This is a genomic window from Tistrella arctica, from assembly GCF_039630945.1.
In the GTDB taxonomy this organism is placed as follows: domain Bacteria; phylum Pseudomonadota; class Alphaproteobacteria; order Tistrellales; family Tistrellaceae; genus Tistrella; species Tistrella bauzanensis.
On the sequence record NZ_JBBKTV010000002.1, the window covers coordinates 459,672 to 485,577 of the forward strand.

9 protein-coding genes are annotated in these 25,906 nt (G+C 67.6%); 1 reads left to right on the forward strand and 8 read right to left on the reverse strand.

The genetic code is table 11. The annotated features are described in order from the left end of the window. Positions 1-7: 7 nt before the first annotated feature. Positions 8-484: a hypothetical protein gene (locus WG924_RS06075; RefSeq protein WP_345932111.1), complete on the forward strand. Its 477-nt coding sequence runs from the start codon at positions 8-10 to the stop codon at positions 482-484. 205 nt (positions 485-689) lie between these two features. Here WG924_RS06075 and WG924_RS06080 read toward each other — a convergent pair whose 3' ends face one another. Genes WG924_RS06080 through WG924_RS06115 form a run of 8 tightly spaced genes read right to left on the reverse strand, consistent with a single transcriptional unit; the run spans position 690 to position 25,877 of the window. Continuing rightward, on the reverse strand, positions 690-5,210 hold the full coding sequence (locus WG924_RS06080; protein ID WP_345932112.1) for a hypothetical protein: 4,521 nt from the start codon (positions 5,208-5,210) through the stop codon (positions 690-692). Beyond that, positions 5,210-12,877: a tail protein X gene (locus WG924_RS06085; protein ID WP_345932113.1), complete on the reverse strand. Its 7,668-nt coding sequence runs from the start codon at positions 12,875-12,877 to the stop codon at positions 5,210-5,212. Before WG924_RS06085 ends, WG924_RS06080 begins: the two co-directional genes overlap by 1 nt. Positions 12,878-12,898: 21 nt before the next feature. Continuing rightward, entirely contained in the window at positions 12,899-14,305 is a 1,407-nt protein-coding gene (locus WG924_RS06090; protein ID WP_345932114.1) for an MBL fold metallo-hydrolase, read from the reverse strand. Beyond that, positions 14,302-15,741: a ComEC/Rec2 family competence protein gene (locus tag WG924_RS06095; protein ID WP_345932115.1), complete on the reverse strand. Its 1,440-nt coding sequence runs from the start codon at positions 15,739-15,741 to the stop codon at positions 14,302-14,304. The genes WG924_RS06090 and WG924_RS06095 overlap by 4 nt, the downstream gene beginning before the upstream one ends. Continuing rightward, a complete protein-coding gene (locus WG924_RS06100; protein WP_345932116.1) occupies positions 15,717-17,261 on the reverse strand; it encodes a ComEC/Rec2 family competence protein in 1,545 nt (514 codons plus the stop codon). The genes WG924_RS06095 and WG924_RS06100 overlap by 25 nt, the downstream gene beginning before the upstream one ends. Further along, positions 17,258-18,730: a ComEC/Rec2 family competence protein gene (locus WG924_RS06105; RefSeq protein ID WP_345932117.1), complete on the reverse strand. Its 1,473-nt coding sequence runs from the start codon at positions 18,728-18,730 to the stop codon at positions 17,258-17,260. Before WG924_RS06105 ends, WG924_RS06100 begins: the two co-directional genes overlap by 4 nt. Next, a complete protein-coding gene (locus WG924_RS06110; RefSeq protein ID WP_345932118.1) occupies positions 18,730-22,722 on the reverse strand; it encodes a hemagglutinin protein in 3,993 nt (1,330 codons plus the stop codon). Before WG924_RS06110 ends, WG924_RS06105 begins: the two co-directional genes overlap by 1 nt. Continuing rightward, a complete protein-coding gene (locus tag WG924_RS06115) occupies positions 22,719-25,877 on the reverse strand; it encodes a hypothetical protein (protein ID WP_345932119.1) in 3,159 nt (1,052 codons plus the stop codon). Before WG924_RS06115 ends, WG924_RS06110 begins: the two co-directional genes overlap by 4 nt. Positions 25,878-25,906 lie beyond the last annotated feature (29 nt).

Sequence of the window (25,906 nt, forward strand, 5' to 3'; positions counted from 1 at the left end):
GAAAACTATGTTGGAGCGCTTGAGAGGCGTCTCCAAAGAAGTGCTCATCAGTATAATTGTGGCTGTGATCGTGGGATGGCTGTACTTGGTGTTCGATTATGTCGGCGATAAAGTTACAGACACGCCGGTAACAGCCAACATCTCCGCAAGTGACGGGCAGACAAGCATCCTGCCCTTTTTTGACATACAGATACGACCGGCGTTGGGAGCTTATTGTAGAAAGCCCGCGTGGCTTCGTTGGGTTGGCAATCTGATCTGGGACAGGCAGTGCCAACGGATCACATTTGATCCGCACGAGCTTGCAGATATGCAGACGCGCCGCGTCCCGTTCAAAGAGTCAGCCGAACCAATCGAATTGATGACGGTGTTTATTCAGCGGCACAAAGGTTGCCTCGACATCGAACTGACGGGCGACACCTACCGCATTTTTGAGCCGGAAGACTCTGTCGTCATACGCGAAGGCGCAACCTTGATCTGCCCGTAGATTCAATACTGAGCGATTTTCGCGTTATCCGGTTCACGAAAATCGCTCTAAGTTATTCGTTTATCGAGCAGACTGGCACCGCATGGGCCGCTCTGTCCTGCCACATGAGCCGGCGCGGCGTATCACTGAAATCATGGCGAACGTGTCGAGACGCCACACCGCGCCCGACCCGTGATCGGAGCGGTGCGGCGTCTTCGATGCCGGCTCAGGCGATCGGCGAGACCAGCCGTTGCAGTTCCAGCAGCGGCCGGTCGAGCGCCGGGTCGGTGCTGGAATACATGCTGATGCCGAAGCCCCACAGGCCGCCGGTGGTGACGGGCTGTGCGGCGCTGGCCCAGTTTTCCACGGCGGTGATGATGCCCTGAACCGTCGTCGCCTGATCATAGGTATAGCGCGGGTGCAGGGCGACCGGCAGGAAGGTTTCGATCGGCGTGGCGCCCGGCACCAGCGCATAACCATAACGCGCGGCCACCGCGATTTCGCGACCGGCCGGGTCGTTGTCGAACATGGCGTTGAACACCGCCGTCAGCGGGTTGGTGGCGGGGTCGGTGGTCCAGGTGCCGATGGCCAGGCGCTTGTCGATGGTGATCAGCGGCACCAGCGGTTCGGGGAAGCCAAGCTGCGGTGTGCGATAGATGAAGGCGGAACAGGTATCCGGCCCGCCGGTGCCCAGCAATTGCGCATTGCGGATCACCGACACCCCGGCATTGGCGTTCTGGTAATGGGCGATGTGCAGGCCGCCGATGGTGTAGCGGAAGCCGAGCCGGGTGAAGGCCGGCACCAGTTTCAGCGGATCGTCGGTCGGGAAGCTGTAGACCCGGCTGGTGGCGCCGGGCTCGGCGCCGGTCAGCGCCACGGCCACGCCGTCGTCGCGGATCACCGTGATCTCGGGCCAGGCGATGCTGCCGTCGGCGTCGAGCAGTTGCAGGGTCAGGCTCAGATAGACATCGACGTCCACGTCCTGAACCGTCACCACCCCGGCATCGAGCGTCGCCAGATAGTGATAGAATTCATGCGGCGCGCCGACGGTGAGCGTCGCATCGTCATTCGCTGCCGCATCCATGCCATTGGCGGCGCGGATCTGTGCCGCCAGACGCCGGGCGCCGGCGGCGGTGCGCGACGGGTGCACCAGCCCGGTATTGGCCGGCCGGATGGTGCTCTGTGCCGCGACCAGCTCGTCACAACTGCCGACACCCCACCAGGCCGACCACAGGCCGGAAATCCGTGTCGCCAGATCGGCATAGGTGCCGAGCGTGTTGGCGAGCACCGTGTTGGCCGCGGTCGCGTCCGGCCCCTGAAGCCCGGCCAGGATCTGCCACAGCGTGTCACTGGCCGAGCCATACTGGGCCAGCGCCGCGAACAGCGTGTCGTCGTCGGCAGATAACCGCAGGGCCATTTCCGGCTGGCGGTTGAATTCCAGCTCGATATGGATCTGGTCCTGCGCGGCGCTCTGATGGGTGTAGGTAAAGACATAGGACCAGTGCACCGCGGCCTCGACCGTGGTCGGGTTGTCGGCGGTCAACGCCTGCTGCGAGACCAGCGCCGGCAGATCCGGATAGGCGCGCAGCGGCACCGGCACCAGCGGTGCGCCCAGATCGGCGGTGAAGGCGTCGGGCGGGTGCTGGTCGAACACCCGCACGAAGCTCAACCAGTTCGACTTGTCATAGCCCGCAACCACCGGGCTGATGTCGAATTCGATCTCGTTCACGGCATAGCGCGGGTCCAGCGCCACGGCGCGATGCCGCGCCGGCTGGGCCACATCCAGCGGGAACGACACCGTGCCGCTGGTGGTATCGGCAAGCCAGGTCTTGGCATTGCCAAGCTGCGACACCCGCCAGGCATCGGGGTCGTCACCGGCGGCGGCGCGCTGCTGCCGGGCGCCTTCGTCCAGCGGATCCAGCCGGCCGGCGCCCGACAGCCGGGCGGTGGCGGCCTCTGTCGGTGCCGTGACGGTGGCGGTGAACTGAAGGATCGCCGTGGTGTCATAGGCGGGGCCGAGCTGGTTCAGCAGCCGCTGATACAGCACCTCGCGCGCGGCCGTCCAGGCGGCGCCGCCGATCTCGCCGCCATTTTCCTCCTGTTCGACCAGCACCGGCGACAGCCCGTCGGCGACGGCACAGGCCAGTAGCTTCTTGGCCGCCAGCAGTTGTTCCAGCGCCGCCGGCGCCACCCGATAGGCAGGGGCGGCATAGGGTGCCGTACAGATCAGATCCAGCCCGCTCAACCATGCCCGTGCCCAGACCTCAAGGTCGACGCCCTGGTAATCCAGGATCCTGGTATCGCCCCACTGGCCGGTCGTCGGATCGAGGGTGCGGATCTCGACCCCGCTTTCGGCTTCCAGCGTGTTCGACAGCGGCCTCAGCGCGAAGCTGAACGGCTGCTTGCCCTCAACCCCCTCAAGCTCGCTGGTGGGGGCGATGTCGACCTGGGTGATGCCGCCCGGATCGATGAACGACACCGCCCAGATATCGGTGGGCGACGGGTCGCGTTCGGCCGACAGCACCCGGCCGGTGGCGAGCTTCAGCCCCTCGATCACCTCCTCGATCGCGGCTGCGAAGACATCGAGGGTGACGGCGCCGTCTTCCTGGCGTTCCGGCGTGGCGCTGCGGGCGGCGGCCAGCGGGCTCGCCTCCTGCACCACCGGGCCGGGGAGGTCATCGGTGCCACGAAAGGCGGGGTCGACCAGATCGGCATTGCGTGCGAGCGTCACCCAGCTCCGCAGTGGAAAGATCACCCCCGGCACCTGCCAGCCACCCTCACCGAAGGCAGCCGTCAGGGTCGTGTCGACCGGCGGCAGCAGCAGTTGCGCGCCGGCCGCCAGGAAGGCGGTATCGGGATTGCCCTGCACCACATCGCCGATGGTGACCGCGATCCCGGCGGCGGCGAAGCGGCGCAGGATGGCGTTCATGCTGTCGGCCGTGGCCGTGACGATGGTCGGCGTGTCGGTGACCGGCGAGGGCTTCAGGGTCACGCCGGCGGCGATCACCCCCGGCGTCGCGGCATTGGCGCTGAGCACCAGCGTTGCATCGACGCCATAGCGTGCAACCAGATCAGAGGGCTTTGCCGGCCCGGCCGCGTCAAGCACAGCGGGCGGGCACAGCAGCAATCCGCCCGCCGCCAGCGCCAGCGGATCATCGGCGATGGCGTCGGCGAAATCGATGATCGTCACCGGCGGATCGGCGCGGGCGATGACGTCGTCGAAACTGTCGCCGGCCTCGGTCGCCAGCGGCTGGCCGGCGACCGTGATCGTGCGTCCGCCGGCGACCGTGCCGGGCAGGGCGCGGTTGGCCTGGGTCAGCGCCTGTTCGGGCGTGATGCCGTCGGCTGTGCTGGCCGCCAGGAACAGGGCCGCGATGGCGGTCATGGTCTGGCCGCCGGGGATGCGATAGGGGATGCGCAGATCCGCCGGATCGAGGCTCCAGGCGGCGAGGCCCGCCACCGGCAGCCCGGCGCCGCCATCACCCGCGGGCGTCATGGGGGCGAGGCCGGCATTGTGGCGCAGCAGGTCGCCGGGCTCGATCGCATAGGCGCGGGCGGTGGCGCCGAGCGGGGCGGTGTCGAGCCCGGTCACCGCATCGGCCTTCAGGAACAGCGGCACACCGGCCGGGAACAGGTCGATGGTGGCGGTGTTCAGCCCGGCCAGGGTGGCGGCGTCGAGGGTGGTGGTGTTGGTGGCGAGCGTCCAGCCGGCGGCGATGATCTGGCGATCGACGGTCAGGGTCACGCCGCTGCGGAACATGCCCGGGGTTGCGGCGCTGGAGCCCGCCGCCATCACCGCGTCGAATGGCACGCCATTGTCGGTGAAGGCGAGGGCGATGTCTTCGAAGGTCGCATCGGCGCCCGGCTCGCCCGTCGCCGGCACCTCGACCTCGATGCCCTGCGCCGAGAACACGAAGCCCGGCGCCAGCAGGCCCGGCCGGTCGGCATTGGCGGAAACCAGGCTGGCGAGCGTGATGTTCAGGGCCAGGGCCAGATCGGCCAGCGGCAAGCCGTCCTCGGGCTGTGCCCGTTCGGCCGATGGCACCACCAGCTCGGAACCGGGGTTCAGCGGCAGCACGATATTGTCGTTGTCGCCCAGCACGGCTGCCGGGTCCAGCGGCGCCGGCACCAATGCCGCTACGGTGCCGCCGGCCTGGAACACCGCGAAAGACGGCACCAGCAGCCCCGTGCCCGGCAGCACCAGCAGGCTGCCCAGCAGGCGTTCGCCCGCGGCCAGACCCAGCGCCTGCCAGTCGAGGCCGTAATGGTCGATCACATTGGCGAGCGTCGCTGTCACCGCCGGGTCGGCGAAGGCGGCGGCAAAGCTAGCGGCGGCGGCCGAGAAGGCATAGCAGCCCGAGACATGGGCGCGCAGGCCGCTGATCGTGGTCGGCATGGTCACCGGCGTGCCGCCGGCCGGCTGGTTGAGCGAGGTGGACAAAGCCACCTGCATATCCGGCTGCATCACCTGATACCACACCGCGCCGAAGCGGCTGGCGATATCGGTGGCGGTGGCTGCGGCGGCATCACCGGCCGCCACCGGTGGCGGCACCAGCCCGCCGGGCTGCATCGCCACCCGCATCGCCAGCACGGCGCCGCTCTGGCCTTCGACCGGCGGCTGGATCGCCCAGGATGCCGTGGTCACCGGCCAGGCGGCCACGCCGATCACCGGATCGGTGTAGCCAACGGTCATGTCGACGCTGCCGGGCATGGCCGCGTCGGCCGTAACGGTCATCGCGGCGCTCATCACGCGTCTCCTTCTGCGGTCGGTTCCACATCTTGCGTGGCGGCCGGGCTCGTGCTGTTGCCGAAGATATCATGGAAGCCCAGCGTCACCGTGGCCGTGGGCGGCGCCGTGCGGCCGGGGGCCGAGATACCGGCATAGGGATCGCCGGCCGCGGGCGGCAGGCCGGGGATGGTCGGCACGCTCGCCGATTTGGCATAGCGGTGGATGGGGATGATCTGGGCCACGGTCTGGTTGTCGTCGGTGGCATCCTCGGCACGGACGCGCTTCTGCATCCGCAGCGCGTCGATCGGCGCGGTGCCGTCGTCGACCTGTCCGTTCACCGGCTGACCGTCATTGCTGGCCTCGAACACGGCGGTGTCGACCAGATGATAGCCGGCCAGATTATACAGCCGCCGCGCGGTCAGTTCGGGGCTGTCGCCGGTATCGGGCGGGTTGGTCAGCCCCATGGTGAAGCCGACATTGCCCTGAGCCACCGTCGCGCGCCGCACCTGATCGCGATCGTCGGGGGCGGCCACGAACAGGGCGGTCGCCGAGGTGTCGACCGGGTCGGCGACCAGGGCCGCCGTGTTGAAGCTGTGCAGCCGGCGCGCCGGGCTGGCGCCCGACTGGCTGTCGAGCACCGCCATGATCGTGAACACCGCATTGCCATCGGGGCCCCAGATCTCGTCGCTGAAGCCCTGGCCGTCGGCATCGGTCATGTCCAGCCAATAGCCGCCGCCGCCGACCACGCTCGCTTCCCAAAGCAGGGTCAGGAAGCCCAGCGCATTCGACAAGGGCGCGAAATACGGCCCCGATGGCGGTGTGTCGCCATCGGCCAGCGCCAGACTGCGCGCGCTGCTGACATTGCCCGACCGGGTTTCGGTCGACAGATTGGTGCGCACCAGAGAGGTGGCGTCGCGGTCGATGGTGGGCGACACCAGTCCGCCGGCCAGACCGGCCGCCGGCGACAACTGGAAGCCGAAGAACAGGCTGGCGTCGTCGGTGGCGGCATTGGCCTCAAGATACTGCCACAATTCCAGCAGCAACTGCCGGCCCGCCGTATCGGCGCCGATCACCTCCACGGTGTGCGGCCGGCCGGGCACGCGGTTGATGGTGATATCCACCAGCGTCGCCCAGGTGAAGCGTTCCATCGCGATCGCCGGCGCGTCGGGGCCTTGTTCCGGGTCTGCGCGGTACAGTTGCCACGGGCCGCTGTCGACGCTGGCGGCAAGGCTGGCAAGGTTCGACGTGAACGGCCAGAACGACGGCATGCCGACGGCGGCGGCACCGTTGCCGGCACCCAGCGCCGGCAGGTCGGGCCGTGCCGCCACCTGCCACATCACCATCTGCGGCAGGCCGTGGCGGACCGGCACGTCCTGCCACAATTGCAGCGCGGTGGGCGGCGCATACAGCACCGGGGTCAGACTGGTCGAGGGATAACCGTCCCCCAGCATCTTTTCGGTCACGGTGATGACCAGATCGTCGGCGTCGTCGACCTCCAGGATCATGCCGGGGCGCAGATGGCCGGCGGCGGCGGCGGGGTTGCGGGCGGCGAAATCCGCGCGGCCGGCGGTCAGCATCGCCATGTCGGCATCGGCGGGCGCGGTCTCGGTCGCGACCAGGGTCAGCCAGGGCGTGTCGACGGTTTCGGTGATGGTGACGGTCAGGCGCACGGTCTCCGGCGGCTGTTCGCCATCAGGGGCGGGGCCGGTGACCTGCTGGCCGACCAGGTCGTACAGGCCGCCAAGCGTGTCGTCATCGTCACTGCCCGGCACCGGCAGGCGCTGGCCATGAAGCATGAACCGCGACACCTGCCCCGCCACGTCGCGCACCGGCGCGTCGGCTGTCAGCGCCGGCATCAGCGTATCCAGCGTCACCGCCGCCAGCGTCGGCACGATCAGCGGCTTGTCGGCAACCGGCCGGATCAGCCCCGCGATCTCGGCGCCGATGCGGCCGACGGTTTCGATCGCCAGATCATAGGTGGTGGCGAAATCGCGCAGGGTCTGGTCGTCGGCCGTGGTCAGCGTGCAGTTGGTCACGGTCACGTCGGCCAGCGGCGCCAGAATATCGGCCGGCGCCACCAGCCCGCGGAATCCGGCGCCGGGCACCGCCGGCTCGGCGGTCGGGTCGGCCACCATCAGCAGCCGGGCGGCCAGGGCGCGCAGGGTCTCGTCGGGTTGCAGCGCGGTGTCGGCGGCGGGAATGATCACCGCACCGGTGGTGTAGCCGGGGTTCAGGGCCTGAACGCTGGTGAGCCAGGTGGCGAACAGCGGATCGGCCGTGGGGTTCTGCCACAGGGCGGTCGCGGCGGCCAGCAGCGGCAGGGTGTCGCCGGAAAGCCGGGTCCAGCGCACCGGATCGGTCAGCGTGTCATAGGCCGAGGGCAGCATCACCGTTGCAGGCAGGCTGCCATCGGCGCCGATGGTGTCGCCGGTCAACTGAACGATCGCCTCGCCATACCAGGCGGCTTCGGGCACCGCCGCAACCGCCAGCGTGCCGGCATTGACGCGGACATAGAACAGCGCCGCTGCCTGCACCAGGGTCAGCGCGGTGGGGTTGGAGAAGCTCGCCTGCGGCAAGGCCAGCGGCGCGCCGGCGCGGGTGATGGTGGGCACGTCCAGGGCGGCGATGGTCGCCAGCCAGTCATCGACCACGGCGCCGACCCGGGCGCACAGAGCGGCCGCGGTCTCGCCATCCAGAATCTGGGTGTCGAGGGCGGCGGCATGAATGGTCTTGGCGGCGGTCAGCAACCGCTCCGGATTGGCGGCGGCGATGCTCTCGGGCGTCACACCCAGGATGATCGGCAGGATCTGGCCGGGCACCGCCGTATCCAGCGTGGCGGCCAGACCGGGGTTCAGCGCCAGCAATTCGGCCGTGCCATAGCCATAGGTGGCGGCCACCTGATCGACCGTATCGCCCAGATGCATGACATAGGGCACGGTGATGGTGGGGAAGCCGTCGGCAATCCCGGCCAAAGTGGAGGTCTCGTCGATCTCGACCGGGAAGCGCGCGAACAGGTTCTCCGCCGCCTGGACCATGGATTTGGTGATCAGCAGCATGTATTCGCGGAAGATCACCGACGACAGCGGCTCGTTGTCGTCGATCCCGCCGCCGCCATCGCCGCCATCGGTGCCCATGGGCTGGGGCGACAGCTTGCGGAAATAGGTGGCGATGCGGGCGGCATACGCATTGTCGACCGGCTGCCAGTTGGCGAAGTTGCGGTCGTTTTCGGGCGGCGGCAGGTCGGGGCTGGTCCAGCCCAGCACCGGCGGCATCGGGAAGCTGACACCACCGATGACGTCGGGGTCGTCGCCGGCGGGGATGCCCGACAGCCGGACATCGACATTGTTGGCCAGGAAGCCGTTCAGATTGGTGAACGAGAACCCATCGGCGAAGGTCTGCGGGCAATCCATCTGGGCGGCGAGTTCCGCCAGATCGCCGGCGGTGAGGGTGGCGGTCTGCGGATCCAGCCCGATGGCCGAAATCGCCCAGCGGAACAGGCCCTCGGCCAGGACGGCGAACGACGTCTCCTGTTGTTCGGCGGCGCGCGCGGTCGCGGTGATGGCGCCGGTGCGGGCCATCGCCAGGGTTTCAACCTCGACCGGCTGCGGCCCGTCGATCGACAGCATCAGCACGACCTTATAGGCCGGATCGGCGTCGCCCGTGACCGGATCGGCCGAGGGCCAGTTGACCGGCAGATCGGCGATTGTGAAGCCCGGCACCAACCGCACGTCCAGGCGCTCGATCGCGCCGTCGGGATAGACCTTGGCATCGGCCGAGAAGTTCAGCCGATAGCTGCCGTCGGCGCAGGGGTCGGCGGCAAGGGTGATGCCGTTGTCGTCGGCCAGCATCGACATCTGTGCGGTCAGCGGATGGTGGTCGGTCAGCGATTGGTGGTCGGGGCGGACGGCGCCACCTGCGGCGCGATGCGCGGCCGCCAGCCGGGCGCGGGTCAGGGTGCGGGTGATCCGGGTCATGTCGGCCGGGCGGCGGCGATAGCGCGCGCCGACACTGCGCGAGGCATTGCCCAGCGGCGTGATGCCCAGGGCGTCGTACAGCCCGGCATTCCGGCCCAGCGCCGCGCCGCCGGCGCCGCTCGCCGCATTCAGATTGCGGCCCGACTGGTCGGCCGACAGCACCCAGGGCGTGGTCGAGGCCGAGCCGATGGTGAACGACACGTCCAGGCTGGTCGAGAACGAGAACGAGATCTTGACGAACACGATCTTGATCGAGGCCTTGACCCGCACCCCCACGCTCATGTTGATCAGCGTCGGTTTATAGGCGGCCATGGTCAAGGTTGCGGCGGCATAGGCTTCGAAGCTGACATCGATCGAGATGACCTTGAAATCGACCTTGCCATAAACCTTGCCGACCAGGGCGGCTGTGCCCTGCGCCCAGAAATACATCGCCTTCGAGGCGGCGGCGTCGTTGGGGTGGAACCAGGCGAGCACGCCTTCGAACACCACCTCGACCTGAAGATACAGGCCGGCCTTCAGCGGCCCCTTGTTGAACTCGCGCCCGATGCCGACCGCAAGCCCGATACCCAGTTCCAGCACCGGCGAGAAGGTGCCGTTGGTGATGGCGGGCACGCGGGTGGATGTGGCGCCGTTCAGCAGGCCGAAATAGATGCCGCCCTTGCCCAGGAACGGCCCGTATTGCAGGCCGAAGCTGACCGAGAAATCGCGGGCATGGGGGAAGCCCAGATCGACCTTGAAATTGCCGTTTGTGAAGACATCGACGGTGATGATGCCCAGCGTGATCGCGACCACGCCGAAATCGAGCTGGCGGAACATGTCCGGCACCTGCAGCCGGGCATGGAACACGCCGATATCGTCGGTGACCTTCTTATAGAGCAGTTCGAAGCTGAAGCCCGAAAGGCCGCCGGCTTCGGGGCCGGCCAGCGCGATCAGCACGCCATAGAGATTGGGATCGTTCATCACCAGCTTGACGGTGACGGTGCCCATCAGCGTGATATCGAGCCCGATCAGCCACTGGCTGTTCTCGTCGAAATGCAGCTTGTTGCCGCTGGGCTGGTCCAGCGGGTTGCGGAACGGGTCGTCCATCGGCGTCAGTTGCTGGCGCATCAGCTCGATGATGTCGGCGAGCGAGTCCGGCCGGGTCAGGCCGTCCAGGGTCACATGCTGACCGAAGCCCATATAGCGCAGGTCGATCAGCGAATTGCCGGCCCCCGGCACCGCAGGCGGGCTGTCGTTCAGCGCATCCCAGCCCAGCGGCGACATGCCCGGCTCGCGGCCATAATCCTTGCCGAGGAAATTGCCGGTGATCTCGATATTGACCTGCGGCTCGCCCGTCGATCGGTCATAGCGGATGCCGACCGTCTTGATGGTGATGAAACCGAGCTTCAGATTGACCGTATAGTTCAGCGTCACCGATTGTTCGGTCGGGTCGATGACCAGGGTGAAATGGCCGAGATTGATGCTGTTCAGGAAGGTCCAGGGTGATTCCAGGCGATAATTGGCGTTGGGATTGGCAAGGGCCGCGAAGCTTTCGATCATCGCGCCCAGCGTGACGCCCTGCATCTCGACCGTCAGCACCTGATGGCGCTTGTCGCCGGTGCCGGTCCACGAGGTGCGGGCCTCCAGGGTGAACTTGTCGAGTTGCAGGCGGAACAGCCAGGTCATCTCGTCCGACAGGAACGACAGCCCGACGGTGACGATCAGGTTGTTCAGCTCGAACGAGCCCTTGACCGCGCCCTCATAGATCATCACCGGCGCATCACCCGGCGCCGCATCGGTGATGACGATGCTGTGCAGGCGTGGCCGGTTGATTGCCAGGCCGTCGAGGCGCAGCACATCGCGCGCGGCCTGCATGGTGGGTCCGGTCGCCTTTGGCCGCCGCTTGATGTCGGCTTCGGCCACCAGCGCCAGCTTCACGCCCAGGATGTCGGGATCCCAGCGCACCGCCACCGCCGCCGATACCGCATAGGGGTTGCCGGCGGACGTGGAATAGCTGGCCCACAGCCGGGTGAGTTCCAGATCGGGCAGCCAGTCGGGCGCGGTCTGGCCCAGGAAGGCATAGACGAATTCGGTCAGGTTCAGTGTGCCGACCGCCAGCCCGCCCTGGAAGGTCCAACTGCCATCGCCCGGATAATAGGCGCCGGCCGACAGGATGGTCATCTGCTCGCCGCCGACATAGACCCCGGCCATGCCGGCAAGGCCACCCCAGATCTTCGACGGGCTGACCGTCACCTCGAAGGTGACGTTGTCGAGCGTGAAGGTGACGTCGCCGATCGGGATTTCCCAATCGCCATGGGCGACCAGCGTCGCACCATAGGTCTTGGCGGGCAGCGACGCGCCCATGGTGATCCGGTCGATGATCAGCGAGGCGCTGACCGATGGCTGCGTGCCGGGGAAGAACACCGACATCGCCGCCGCAAGGTCCAGCTCGATGGCACCGCGCGTGGTCGCCTCGACCGTCAGATCGGGCAGGCCGACCACGACATCCAGATAGACCGGGTCGCCCGAATTATCGGTGACCTCCTGGCCGGGCGGCACCTCGCCGTCGCCGGTCTTGGAGCCGAAGCGCATGGTGCCGAACAGGCTGCCGCTCCAGCGGCTGGCGGGCGTGCCCCACAGCACCAGCCAGCTTGCGCCGACCTCCTCGATGCGGATGAACGGAATCGGCAGATCCCAGGGCGTGGTCGAGACGATGGTGGCGCCGGTATAGGAAATGCCGGTCGGCAACGGCAGGTCGCCGCCGGTGGTCTCGATGCCGAAGCGCAGATTAGACAATCCGAAGGCGTCGAGTGCCGCCACACCGGCCGGCAGGCTGAAGGTGTCGGGCGTGGTGCCGGGAAAAAGCTGCAACAGCGCGATGATGCCGTCCGACAGGGTCAGCGGCGGATCGATATTGCCGTCGATGTCCCACAGCGTGTCCGACTGAAGCAGGGGCACCGTCACCACCACGTCATGCGGCCGGCCGGTGTTCACCGTCAGCACCAGAACCAGCAGCACCGCCGAGATCAGCGCCGGCGGCTCTTCCAGGCTGTAGACATCGGTATAATCGGTGGTCAGGGACAGGGAGACCTGTTCCACCCCCATCTTCGGCCAGTCGGTCGAAGCGGTGGGCGAAACCGCGATCAGCTTCACTTTATCGGCGATCGCGGCATCGGCGCGCGGATCGATGGTGCCGTTCAGGTTCAACTGGGTGGCACCCAGCACCGCTGCATAGGGCGCAAGCTTGGTGCCGGTCAGCACCAGATTGCCGGACAGCACCACCGGCGGCACATCGGCGGTGCCGTCATCGACCGCGGTCACCAGCACGCCGGCCTGTTCCGGCCCCAGATCGCCGATGATCGATGGCCCCAGCATCAGCGTGCCGCCGACATCGGGCGAGGGGATGCGCGAGGTGGGCAGGTCGGGGACCAGCGTCGACAGCACCACCTTGCCACTGGCGGTGCGGGCCAGAAGGCTCATCTCCAGCACGTCGCGCCGGTCGTCGTCGACCGTGCCGACCAGGGTCAGCGTCCACGACGTGCCATCGGCCCAGGTGATCTTGCCGGTCAGGCGGGCCGCCGCCGACAGACGGACGGGGTCGCCATCGGTCAGGGGCAACGCCGTCACCCCCAGCGCCGTGGTCAGCTTGCCCATCAGCGGCAGAATGGTGGCGCTGATCGTGCCCTGGGCGGTGGCCCGGACGAAGGCGTCATACAGGGAGGCGACAGACATGGCGCGGGTCTCCGGGCTTCGTCAGCGGGCGGGGGCAGGGGCTGGAGCAGAGGCGGCGGTGGGGCAGGCGGGGGATGCGGATGCGTCCGGTGTCGGGCTGGTGGCGCGGCTGCGGCCGGTGGGCGCAACCCGGCGGGGTGGCGGCAGATAGCGTCCGATGGTGAGGCGGGCGGCGATGGGGCGGGTGGCGGCCGCAGAGCGGGCAAGACGTCGCGTGTCGCCCGACAGGCTGCCATCGCCGCCGTCATCCTTGGATTCTTCGTCCATGGCGGTCGACATGGCACTGCCCAGCACCTGCACCTGCGTGCTGGGCACGCTGACGATCGCCTTGCTGGGGCCAAGGAAGCCGAAGGCTTCGGTGAAGAAGCCGAAGGCGCTGCGCGTGAACAGATAATCCGCCACCTCGACCGGCGAGGTCAGGCTGATGACGGTGGTGTAGATGTTCTTGGTGATGTCGCTATAAAGCTGCCAGTCCGACGTATCGATGCGATAGACCACCACCTTGTGCGGCCCCAGCGCATTCTTGCCGGCATATTTGCCGAGCGCCTTCAGGATGATCAGATACGGGTGCTTGAACGAGTTGCCATAGCCGGCGGAGGCGATCACCGCGTCCGGTCGCACCAGATCGGTGAAGGTGATCAATTGTTCCAGGTTGCTGTCGGTGCCCTCGTTCTTGGGCGTCATGGTCGCGAGCGAGCCGTGATGCGGCGCCGAGATCACCTTCACCGGCTGCACCGGGCTCTCGGTCCAGGCGCCGAGCAGGGTGTTGGCGGCGGCCAGGGTTTCCCAGGTCGCGTCACCGGGCAGGATCATGCGCTCCGCCATATAATCGATCACCACCACCGCCGAGGTGCCGTTCTTGCGCAGGGCGGGGCTGCTCGACTTGGCGATCGGTGCATTGGCGATCAGAATGCGCAGCACCACATCGCCGATCGTCACCAGGCTGCCGACCGTGCCGTTGGCATCGGCGTAATCGGTGACGTTGCTGTCGAGCACCGTGATCGGCGCGGTACCGCCGACACCATAGGCCGCCAGCCGGTTGACGGTGGCCAGGGCGCCGGCGCCCCAGTCGCTGCCGCCATAGATGATCGCGCCCACCTTCATCGGCAGTTCGATCTCGTCGACCGCATCCATCAGATAGTTCAGCAGCGACCAGTGGTCGGTGTCCTGATGGGTGATCAGCACATAATCCAGCTTGGGCTCCAGCCCCGCCTGCTGCTGAAGGAACAGCGCCTCGACCACCTTGGTGACGGCGGGGGCCGACAGGTTGAGCTTCAGCACCGAGGATTTGAACATCGTCTCGGCGCCGAAATCGATCAGCACGATCTGGCTGGGCGCCTGGGCATCGATGGTGTCGTACATCTGCAGCATGTGCGCCATGCCCTGGTCGCACCAGAGCGCCGACATGGTCATGCGGGCTGTGGTCATCGCGCCAATTCCTCCGATGAACCCGATCCGCCACCACGTATACCGGGCCGCACGCGGCGGGGCGGCGGCAGCGGTGCGCCGGCCGGACCGGTCAGGTGCACATTGCGCGGCAGGGCGATCCGGCCGCGTGCATCGACGCGGCTGTCCAGGATGCTGGCCGGGCGCACGGTGAAGCCGCGCTCGATGCCGGGCAGCACGTCGCGGGCCAGCAGCAGCGGCGGCGGGGTGTCGTCGTCGTCGCCGCCGCCACCGCCACCCTCGTCCACCATGACGGTGGAACTGGTCTGGGGCACGCCGATGATCGCCTGCACGCCGGCCTCGAAGAAGCGCGCGCTGGTGCCGAAATGCCCCTGATCGTTGATGTCGAACAGCCAGTCGGCGGTCGGCAGCGGGTCGGTCAGGCCGGTCAGCGTGGTGTAGACATTCTGAACGGAATCCTCCAGCAGAAGCCATCTTTCCTGGCCGCCGTCATAGGCGATCACGTCATGCGGGTCGGGAAATTCATGCGATCCCGCATATTTGGCCAGGGTGGTCAGAATGATCAGATACGGGTGCTTGTGCGAATTGAACACGCCGGCGCTGGCAAACACGGAATAGGGCCGGGTCAGGTCGACGAACTCGATCAACTCGCCGAGATCGCTGTTATCGCCGTCCTTCTTCTTGGTCATGGTGGTCAGCGCGCCGTGATGCGGCGCCGACATCATATAAACCGAGGGCAGCGGCGTCGACGGCCAGGCCTTCAGCTTGGTGTTGGCCATGGCGAGGGTCTGAAAGGTGGCATCCCCCGGCAGGACATAGCCAAGCCCGCCAAGCTGAACCACGACGACCGCCGAGGTGCCGTTCTTCTTGCTGACCGTCGAGGGCGTGTTGGCGATGATGGTGCGGACCAGAACATCGTCCAGCGCAACCGTCGTGGTGGCACCGGTCAGCGGGTCGCCATAATCGGTGGCGTTGGTGAAGAAGAACTCGGCCTGCGCGCCCTCGCCCGGTATCAGGGCGACCAGCCGTTTGATCGCCTCCTTGGCGCCGGTGCCCCAGTCGGTGCCGCCGGCGATCACCCGCCCCACCTCAAGCGGGATCTTGCGCAGCTTGACCTGATCGAGCATTTCATTGATCAGCGTCCAGTGATCCTCGTCCTGATGGCTGAGCAGCACCAGATCCAGGCGCGGGGTCTTGCCCTGCGCCTGTTGCAGCGCCAGGGCGTCGACGATGGTCTTGACCGGCGGCGTGACGCCCAGAACTTCCTTCGATTCGCTCAGGCCATAGCCGCGATTGCCGGCGTCGAACAGCGCGATCATGTTCGCCGCCGTCGTTGCCGGGTTGTCATAGCGATGACCGTACAGCCGCAGCAGATGCGCCATGCCCTGGCCGCACCACAACCCGTCCATGGATGCCCGCCCCACCGCCATGATCAGCCGGCCTTTCGAGTCGCGCACGGGCGCACGCGCCGGACTGGCGCCATGGTCCTGCCGAAGCGGTTGTGGATCAGATCGGCCATGGCGCCGATGCCGGACGGTGCTGCAGGCGACGTGCCGCGCAGCCGCGACCTGCCATCCCGGCGCGACATGGCATCCTGCCGTGACAGCAGGCCGTCCTCCATGTCGTTGTCGTGCGGCTGCTGGGCATTGATCAGATCGGCGACCAGGGTCATCGGATCGGTGTCGGGCACGTTCAGGATGCCGGGGGCGCCGGCATCGAAGGGCCGTACTTCAGTGCTGTGGCTGTTCAGCGTCATCTCGAACAGCCAGTCGGCGGTCAGGCCGGGCGTGGTCAGGTTCAGCACGGTGGTATAGACGTTCTGCCGCACACCGTTGATGACCCGCCACTCGCTGTCGGTTTCCACCGGTCTCGGAAAGCGGTCCTCGGCCAATTCACCATAGGTCACCAGCGGATGCGGCGGAAACTCGTCGAAGCCGGCATAGCGGACCATCTTCAGGATGATGATCGATCGGGGGTGGCGGTGGTTGTTCTTGGTGCCGGCACTGGCGATCACCGAATAGGGCCGGGTATAGGCGATGAAGGCATCGAGCGCCGTCAGGTCGACCTCGCCCGCCCTGGTGCTGGCATTCATCGTCGCCAGCGCGCCGTGATGGGGTGCCGACATCATGTAGATCCAGGGCAATGGCGAGCCATAAGGCTGCCATTGCGCGAGAACGGCGTTGCACTGGGCCAGCGTCTCGAAGGTCGCATCGCCGGGCAGGATCATCGCCAGCCGGTCGAGCTGAAGCAGTGCGACCGTCGAGGCGCAATTGCGCCGGATGCCCTGGGTTGTCTTGGCGCTCGCGACGTTCGAGATCATCGTCCGCACCTTCAGATCGCCAAGCGCGAAGGTGTCGACGATCGTGCCGCCGGCGACGGCATAGCTGGACTGATTGGTGGTGAAATAGGTGAGGTCGGTATCGGCATCTGCCGTATACCGCGCCAGCCGGGTGATCACGGCGCTGGCATCGGACGCCCACAGCGTGCCGCCTTTCAGGATGTGGCCCACCACCAGCGGAATCGCCAGGGCCTCGACCTGGTTCATCAACTCGGTCAGCAGCAGCCAGTGGTCGCCGTCCTGATGGCTGACCAGCACCAGATCCAGCCGCGGCGTGTTCCCGGCCGCCATCTGACGCTGAAGCTGCGCGATCACCGAGGCCACCGGCGGCGACATGCCATGGGCGTCGCGTGCCATGGTCAGCGCGCGGCCGCCGCTGCCGAAGTCGAACAGCGCCAGACCATCGGCCGGGGCGGTCGCGGGATCGGTTCCTGTATCGGCATAGAGCCGGAGCAGATGGGCCATGCCCTGGCCGCACCACAGGGCATCGACGATCGCCCGTTGGACGACGGTGATCCGGGCATGTGGCGCCAGGTGCGCCGCGGATGACGGGTGTGCCGCAGACGATGGGCGCACGGCGAGTGAGGCAGTGGCCGATGGCGCCATGTCGGGCCGGAACGTGGTGTCGATGCGCATCATCCGGCCCTCGCCATGACGACCGGCCGCACACGGCGCGGCGGCACCATGCGCGGTCGTGAGACTGTGGCGAAGCGGGTGTCGTCGTCGGCCGGCGTCGTCATCCTGGCCAGCCGGTCACCGCCCTGGATCGCGAAGGCTGGCCGCCCCCGCGCCGGCCGGGCCGCGCGCTGGCGCGCGATCACACCGCCGGCGGTGCCATGGCTGGCGCGGCGGGCGAGGTTGTCGCTGTCGATCACGATCGGCGTCGCCTCGTCCTCGTCATCCTCGATCAGCATCTCGATGAGGTTGGATTCGGTGTCCGGCACGCTGACCAGCGCCTTGCAGGCGCCATAAAAGCCGGTGGCGTTGACCACCGTCTGATGGGTCGGCGTGACGGTGAAATGCCAGTTGGCGACCAGAACCGGCGCGGTCAGGCCCAGAACCGTGGTGTACAGGTTGGCGGCGACCTCGTCCTTGCGCTTGAATTCCGCGTCGATCAGATCGTAATAGACCACGGGATGCGCCGGGAAAGCATAGCTTCCGGCATATTTGATCAGCTTCTTCAGCACGATCGCATGTGGATGCTTGTGCGATGTCGCGATCCCGGCGCTGGCGATCACCGAATTTGGCCGGGTCAGTTCGGTGAAGGCGATCAGCTCGCTGAGGTCGCTGTCATTGCCGGCATCATTGCTCTGGGTCGCCGTGTTCAGCGAGCCGTGATGCGGGGCCGACATCGCGGTCACCGGCTGCACCGGGCTGGTGGTCCAGGCGGCGAGGATCTTGTTCATCGCGGCCATGGTTTCCCAGGTCGCATCACCCGGCAGAATGATCCGCTCGCGGGCATAGTCGATCACCATCACCGCCGACGAACCGTTCTTGCGTTCCTTGCTCTTGGCCTTGAATTTACTGGGCGTGTTGGCGGCCAGGGTGCGGATGACGATGTCGCCGTAATTCTTCATCTGGCCCAGCGTGCCGTTCGCCGGCTTGTAGCTGGACGTGACGGTGTTGAAATAGACCAGATCGGTATCGGCATCGGCGGTTTTGGTCGCCAGCCGGGTCAGAACGTTCAAGGCGCTCTGGCCCCAGTCCGACCCGGCATAGACGATCTTGCCGACCGTATAGGGCAGCTCGATGCGCTCCAGCTCGTCCATCAGATAGGTCAGCAGGCGCCAGTGATCGTCGTCCTGATGGCTGACCATCACCAGATCGAGCTTGGGCACGCGGTCGCCGATCCGCTGGCTTTGCAGCGCCTCGACCACCGATTTCACCGCCGGTGCCGCGATCGCCGGCTTCAGAACCTTGGTGATGAAGTTCAGCGTCGCGCCGAAATCGAACAGCGCGATGACGTCGGGGATGAACTCGTCTTCATGCTCGTTGGCCAGCAGCATGTGCGCCATGCCCTGGTCGCACCACAACGCGTTCAGCGTCACCCGCGCGGCGGTGGTGATGTCGAATGTCCAGTCGGTCTGGTCGGTCGGCGTCATCGTCATCAGGCGGCGGTCCCATCGCTGGAAGCGTCGTCGACGGATGTCTCCTCGCCAGCCGTCGCCTCGTCGCGGGTGGGTGCGGCGATCCGTGCCGGCCTGGCCGCGCGGATCATCTGGCGGGCCTCGTCGGTTGGCAGCCGTCGGCGGGGCAGGCGTGCCGCGGCGGCGCCGCGCGGCGCCGCCAGAGATGGGGCGGCCAGAGATGGGGCGGCCAGAGATGGGGTGGGCAGGGATGCGGCGGTGCTGGCGGCGGCCTTGTTCCCCTCGTCCTTGCCCTTGCCGTTATCATAGGCCGCATACCAGCCGAGCTTGGTGTTCGACGTCTGGTCGGGGTTGCCGAACAGGGTGATGTCGTTATGGCCGGGCGGGAACGACAGGCCCAGAACATGCAGGCCGAAATCGCGCAGCCGCATCAGATACTGGCGGCGGTTCTGCGCGTCGGTATAGGTGGTGAACTGGATGGTCCGGAAGCCGATATCCAGAATGCCCTGCAAGGGCAGGCTGACGCCCAGCATCCGCTCCACGCCCGGCAGGGCGACGCCGAAATAGACCGCCGGCAGGCCTTTTTCACCGCCGGCCGGGCTCCAGGCCGCCAGCAGCCGCACGGTCAGCCCCACCGATCCGGCAAGCGCGCCCAGCGTGCCCAGTTCCACCTCGTAAACCAGCCCGTACCAGGGCTGGGTCAGCTTGCCCTGCTGGATGGGGGCGGAAATCGAGACGAAGCCGGCCGCGTCGGGGTCGCGGGTCGATGGCGGTCCGCCGGTCACCGCCGGGTCCGGTGTGGCCATCAGCCCGGTCAGGCGCAGGGGGAAGCGCGCGAACAGCGAGTTCTCCCGCGCAGCACTGTTGGCGGTGTCGAGCGCCATGTTGCTGTCGGCGACCGTGAAGGTCACGGCCGTGGGGTCTGACAGCGAGAAGCTCATGGTGATGGCATAATTGGAATAGGCGAGCCCCAGGCTGCTGGCATCGGCTTCCGCCTCGTCGACGGCGGCCATCGCGGCGGTAAACGCGTCCACGCCGCCGTCCTCGACGGTGGCGGGCGGCCCCCAGCAGAACGGGTCGAAATTGGCGGGCTCCGCGAAGCGTAGCCGGCCGGTCATCTGGAAGGCGGCGCTGACCATGGTGTTGCCGCTGGCCGGGTCGGCGGCGCGCAGGGTGACCAGCCGGGTCTGGTCGACGCCCACCTCCATCAACTGGCCAAGGGCGAGCTGGAAGGCGCCGGCATCGCGCATCGCGAAGACATAGGTGTCGCGCGACGACCCGCCATCATTGCGTTCCGACTGATAGACGCCGTCGAGGATGATGTTGTTGCCGTGTTCGCTGGGGAACAGCCGGGTTTCGGTGCCGAACAGCCGGTTGACCATCAACTGCGCCGAACTGGTGAAGCTGGCCAGCTTGCCGTTCTCGAAGCCCACGGTGAGCTGTTGCACCCGGAAGGCGAAGGCGATGTCGCTGGAGAAATACTGATCGATCGGATTCTGATAGTCGATCAGGCCGAAGCTCGACGTGGTGTCGAAATCGATCCGGCCGCCCTCGGAGGTGAACGAGGTCGCGGTCAGGCCCAGATGATGGGCATAGAATCCGCCGGGGTCGATGCCGGCGGCAAGCGGCTGCAAGGGTTCCGGCAGGGTGTCGAGCGGCACCTCGACCGACAGCGCCAGCACGCCCGCCCAGTATGGATCGTCGATCACCTCGACGAAGCGGTCATAGGGCGAGGCGATCTTCTTCTCGCGCGCGATCGCCACCGATTGCCGCGCGGTGCGGATGATGCTCTGGATGTCGTCACGGGCGGTCGCGGCCTTGCCGTCGTCCGACGAGGCTTCGGGCCAGCTCCAGCCCGAGGTGTCGGCGACCAGATCCGCCAGGCTGCGGCCGCTGACGAATTTGAAGATCAACCGGGCATTCTTCGGCCCTTCGCGATCGGGGGCCGCCCAGTTGCGCGGGCTCAACCGGAACAGCCAGTCGCCGATCGCCGGCGACAACAGGCCGGCAAAGCGCTGGAAGACCAGCATCTGTTCGGTGGTGATGGTGGGTGCCGCACCGGTCAGCATGGCGTTGAACGCGGTCTCGGTGGGATAGACCGGATAGCCGGCGGCGCGCACCGCATTGGCGACGGCGGTATAGATATCGGCCGGCACCCCCTTTTCCGGCGGCAGCGCCTGGATCAGCCCCAGAGAGGCGGGGGTGAGCTGATAGGCGACCGAGCCGTTGGCCAGCACGGTTGCGGCCGAGCCCAGCACCATGAACAGCCGGTTGGTCAGCAGCGCCTGACGGAAGGCGCCATCCACCGCCGTGAACCGCAGATCCGGCAAGCCGTCGGACGAGGTGCCGGTGTTGCCGACCGCGAGCCAGGCCCAGGGCACGTCGTCGCCGGCATAGCCGATGGCGAGGCCCGGCGGCGACACCGCCGGGATGGTGGTCTCCGGCAGTTGCAGGGGCGCGCCGCGCAGGGCCGCCGGCAGCCACTGGGTGCCGGTCAGCAGGCCGATCTGGCGCCGACGCTCGGGGGCGACGCCGCGCGCCTCGATTTCGGTCGCGAATGTGGCCTGCGCCTCGTCGAGCCCGGCATAGCCGACCATGGGAAAGCACGGTTCGGGATCGTCGGTGGTGAGCGTCGCTGCCGAGATCTCCAGATAATTGAGAAAGCCGGCGCTGCCGCCGGTATAGAACGGCGCGTCTTCCGGCTGGGCGTAATAGCGCGCGGCGCTGGTGCCGCTGATCCAGCTCCAGGCGGTGGTGCCAAGGCCGGTCAGGGCCGGTGGCGCCGCCTCGTCGAGGTCCATGGCGCGGACGATGTCGAGCATCGGCGACAGAAACGGCGGCGCATAGGCGGGCCTGCCGGCGCGGAAGCTCATCACCGTGCCGCTGCTCTGGGCCAGCCCGACATAATCGAGCCCGGTGGTGCCGCAGAGCAGGCGTTCGGCCGGTGCCGCGTCCAGATCGTTGCGCCCCAGCGCATCGAGCGAGGCGGTGACGATCTGGCCGTCGGTGTTGACCGGTGTCAGATCGAAATCGCCGTCTGGGGTCAGGTAATACACCACCGGCACGTCGGCGAAGGGTCCGTCGACCACGCCGGTGACCAGCGGCTGTATCGCCATCACGAAGCCCGGCGGTGTTGCGCTGGCGGTGTTGCGCGGCGCCAGCGTCACGCCATAGCCGCGCGCGGTGACATAGCCGGTGGCGAAGGACGGCACCGTGGCGGCGGTGGCGCCGAACGGCAGCAGGCCTAACCGGGTGCGCGCCGGATCGAGCGGCGCCAGCGGATCGACCGAGCAATGCAGCGTGACGGCCTGGCTCTGGCGCAGCGGCTGCACCGCCAGCACCCTGACCGTGCCGTCGCCCGCGACCGGATCGGGGCCGAAGAAGCGCAGGCTGGCGCCAAGCTGGTCGATGCCGGTGGCGGTGTCGCCCTCGGGCGCCGGCAGATCCAGCGTCCACATCACGCAGCCGACATGGGCCGGAACATAGGCGAGGCCGGCCCAGCCCTGTGACGCGTCGAACAGACCCTCGCCGGTGACGAAGCTGAGGGCAGGATTGCCGGCCAGTTTCAGGATCCAGCCCTGTTCGGCATCGGCATTCACCGTCACCGTGCTGCCGGCGCCCAGAACCAGGCGGATGCCGCCCAGTTCGATGATCGTGCCGGTGACGACGGCGGTGGTGTCGCCGCTGCGCACCATCGACAACTGGCTCGACCGCCAGTCCTCGAAACCCTGGGCGGCGCCGCCGATCCAGATCGTGCGCGGCCCGCGTGCCGGCGGCAGCAGGCCCAGATAGGTATCGAGGGCGGTGGCGAAGGCCGCGTCGTCGCCCGGGTCCGCATCCAGCCAGAACCACAGGCCCATGCCGTCGGTCCAGCTCTCGGTCAGGGTGATGCTGGCACCGAAGCTGGTGGTGGCCGAGGCGCGGAACCCCGCGCGCCGGTCACCGCCGTTCAGCCAGTAGATCTCGGACCCGGCCGCCGCCTGGTCGAAGACGGGTTCGGCCGGGGTGGTCATGCCACACCCCCGCCGCCATTGATGGTGCCAAGGGTGATGCGGTCGCCGTTCAGCAGCGGCAGGGCGGCGATACCGGCATTGGCCGACGGCGCCCAGTCCAGCCGCACCGGATTGGCGGTGCCGGCGTCATAGCTGGCGGGTGATCCGGCCGGTGCCGGCCCCACGCCGCGCAGCAGGCTGATTCCGGTCAGCGGCAGCCCGGCCGATGACGGCTCCATGCCGCGTTCGGCCAGAATCTCGTTGGCGGTGGTGCCGACCGGAACCAGTTGCTCCACCCCGTTCACCCACACCCGGATCTGCGGCACCAGCGTGGTCCGGCCGCGGAAATACAGCACGCCGACATTGGCGCCGGCATCCCGGCCGCTGCGGATATTGGCGGTGGCGGTGGTCAGGTCCGACAGCTTGGCCGCCGCCAGCAGCAGGGCGTTGAATTCGGGGTAGGGCGTGCCGGTCTGGGCGGTCGACGGGAAGCTTGGCGGATAGACCAGCCGCAGGAAGGGCTGCTGCATCTGCGGATAGCCGCCGTCGATCAGGCCGCCGCCGCCCGCCTGCTTGCGGTTGGCGGTGGGCGGCTGGGTCACCGCCGTGCCGCCCTGCGCCACCAGCCAGCCGATGAAGGCATCCAGCGTGGTGATGCCGGTGGCGTTGGCGGCCGAGCGGCTGATCTGGTAATTGGCGACGGCACTGGTGATGAAGCCGTTCAGATAGCCCTGGTCCGGCACGGCCGAACCCATGGTCTGATAGCTTTCATATTCCGCGCGCAGCACCATCCCCGGCCGCAGATCCACCCAGCCATTGCCGCCGGTGAAGCCATAGGCATAGAGCAGCGTTTCCACATAGGTCTGCGGCATGGTGCGCGAGATCGCCATCTGCACGGTCTGAAGCCCGATCGCGGTGGCGCCCAGCGTTTCCAGATCGGCCAGGAAGGTGCCGTATGCGGTATACAGATCGGCGCGGACGGCGTCGGCGGTGAAGCTCCAGGGCAGCGCGCCGGCCGTGCCGTCGATGGTCAGGGTATAGGCATAGGGCGCCGTGCCCTCGGTCAGCACGAAGGGCGCCACACTCGGCAGGTCGGCCGCCGCCGGCGGGCTGGTGAAGATCTGCGGCAGGCCGATCGCGATCGCATAGGGCGCCATCGACGGCTGGGTGGCGGGGATGACCGCCGGCGCGGTGTCGACCGCGAATTGCGGGTAGATGCCGGCCTGGAACACGGCGGCGGTGGCGGCGGGGCCGGTGCAACCGCCAACGATCGGCTGAACCGCCAGACTGTATGACTTGGCCGCGTCGAAGGTGAGCGCCTTGGTGCTGCTGGTGCCCGAGACGATCCAGGCGGTTCCGCTTTCGGCGCCGCCCTCCAGCAGGACCAGCCGATAGGCCTGGGCGCCGTCCACGGCATCCCAGCCGGCGCTGAGTGTCGCGCCGTCATAGCTGGTCGTCAGGCCGGACGCGGCGACATAGGTTACGCCTGCGAACGGGCTCCACGGTCCCTGAACCACAGGGCTTGCCGCCGTTGCGCGCGCTCTGACCGCATAGAGGCCCGCCGTGGTGAAGTTCGCGCCGGGGATCGAGATCGTGGGGGCGGCACCACTGACACTGACCACCATCGCGCCATCCCGCCACAACTCCACCGTATAGGCATCGACTGTCTGGCTGACGGCCTGGATCGACACCTGAAGGCCGGTCGCGGTGGTCGAGAAGCTCGACGCGGCCACCACCGGCGCCTGATTGATGACGCTGACCGCTGCGGCTGGCGGGCCCGACGTATTATTGCCGACCGACCGGGCGGAGAGCTGAAGGACGGTGCCGGCCATGCCCGGCGGCAGGGCGGGAATTTCAAGGCTGCCACTCGCGGTCGGGGTCGGGAAGATCGCCGTGGCGACCACGGTGTCGCCGGCCGTGACCGTGACCTGGTTTCCGGTCAGGCCGGTATCGGCCACGATCGGCCAGGCGGTGGTCAGGATCTGCCCGTCGACCGTGGTCTGGCCCATGCCATATCTGTTGGTGAGCAGAGGTGTCTTGCTGGTGAACGGCCCGGTCGACGAGCCGCGTGTGATCGCGGCTGTCAGGGTATAGGCATCACCGCCGGTCACGCCGATCAGGCTTCCGCTCCGCGTCATGCCGAGGCCCGAATAGCTGCCGCCGTCACTGCCGTCGGGCTTGTACATCTTGATCGCCGAGCCGGTCGCCCCCCAGTTGCCCGCCGGCGGCGCGATGATGGCGGTGATGACTTCATTGGCGGCAAGGCTCGACACGACAGTCTCGGGCGCCACCAGGATCAACCCCATGCCGATGCCCCGGGGGCCGGTGGCGGTGCCGGCGGTGGCCGACGACTGGGCCAGCGCCACCTGATAGTCGAAGGCCAGATCGACGGTGACCGCAAAGCTTGCGGTGAGGGTGTAGCTGCCGCCACCGGCATCGGTGCCGGCGATGGGCGCCGTGCTGGCGATGGCGGTGCCGTTCTGGAGCAATGTCGCCACGAATGACGGCGAGGTGCCGGTGATCCCCGATCCGCCGGCGGTGACGGCCAGGGTCAGCGGCGATCCCACGGCGGTGACTGCTACGGCCGTCACGGCGGGTGCTCCGGCATAGACCACCGCCGGATCGGTGGCAGGCCCTGAACAGATGCCGAACTGCGGCGTCAGGGTTACCGACCAGTCGCCGCCGGACGATCGCAGGTTCGGCGCCACGACCATCTGGCCGAAACCGCTGCTGGTGACCTGAACGGCCTGGATGCCGGCCGGGGTCATCAGCAGGATCTCGGTCTGGCTGGTCGGCGTCGCCGAGGCGGCATTGGTCCAGGTCACCGTCAGCAGCGCGCCATCGAAGGCGGTGGTGACATTGGTCGGGCTGGCGAACAGCAACTGCACCTTGTCGCTGATGATGCCCTCATTCCCCGACACCGCCACCTGAAGGTAATAGGTGTCGGTGGTAGCGTTCATCGTGTCGGTGGCGGTCCAGGTGCCGCCATTGGCGCTGAGCGAACTGCCGGTGCCGGCCACGGCCGTGCCGTCGCTCTTCGTGACCACGATCACGAACGGGCCGGTATAGCCCTGCTGGGGCTGCCAGATCACCTGAAAGACCGGCAGGGTTCCGCCCGTGGTGCAGGTGACGGAGGTGATGACCGGTGCGGCCGGCGTGGACGAGAGGGTCGTCATGGAGCTGTTCCCCAATGCGGACGGACAGA

Excerpts from the sequence above, each read along its gene's own strand:
- WG924_RS06090 (WP_345932114.1), bottom strand. The coding sequence starts at position 14,305 with ATGACCACAGCCCGCATGACCATGTCGGCGCTCTGGTGCGACCAGGGC.
- WG924_RS06075 (WP_345932111.1), top strand. The coding sequence starts at position 8 with ATGTTGGAGCGCTTGAGAGGCGTCTCCAAAGAAGTGCTCATCAGTATA.
- WG924_RS06080 (WP_345932112.1), bottom strand. The coding sequence starts at position 5,210 with ATGAGCGCCGCGATGACCGTTACGGCCGACGCGGCCATGCCCGGCAGC.
- WG924_RS06100 (WP_345932116.1), bottom strand. The coding sequence starts at position 17,261 with ATGATGCGCATCGACACCACGTTCCGGCCCGACATGGCGCCATCGGCC.
- WG924_RS06115 (WP_345932119.1), bottom strand. The coding sequence starts at position 25,877 with ATGACGACCCTCTCGTCCACGCCGGCCGCACCGGTCATCACCTCCGTC.
- WG924_RS06085 (WP_345932113.1), bottom strand. The coding sequence starts at position 12,877 with ATGTCTGTCGCCTCCCTGTATGACGCCTTCGTCCGGGCCACCGCCCAG.
- WG924_RS06110 (WP_345932118.1), bottom strand. The coding sequence starts at position 22,722 with ATGACCACCCCGGCCGAACCCGTCTTCGACCAGGCGGCGGCCGGGTCC.
- WG924_RS06105 (WP_345932117.1), bottom strand. The coding sequence starts at position 18,730 with ATGACGATGACGCCGACCGACCAGACCGACTGGACATTCGACATCACC.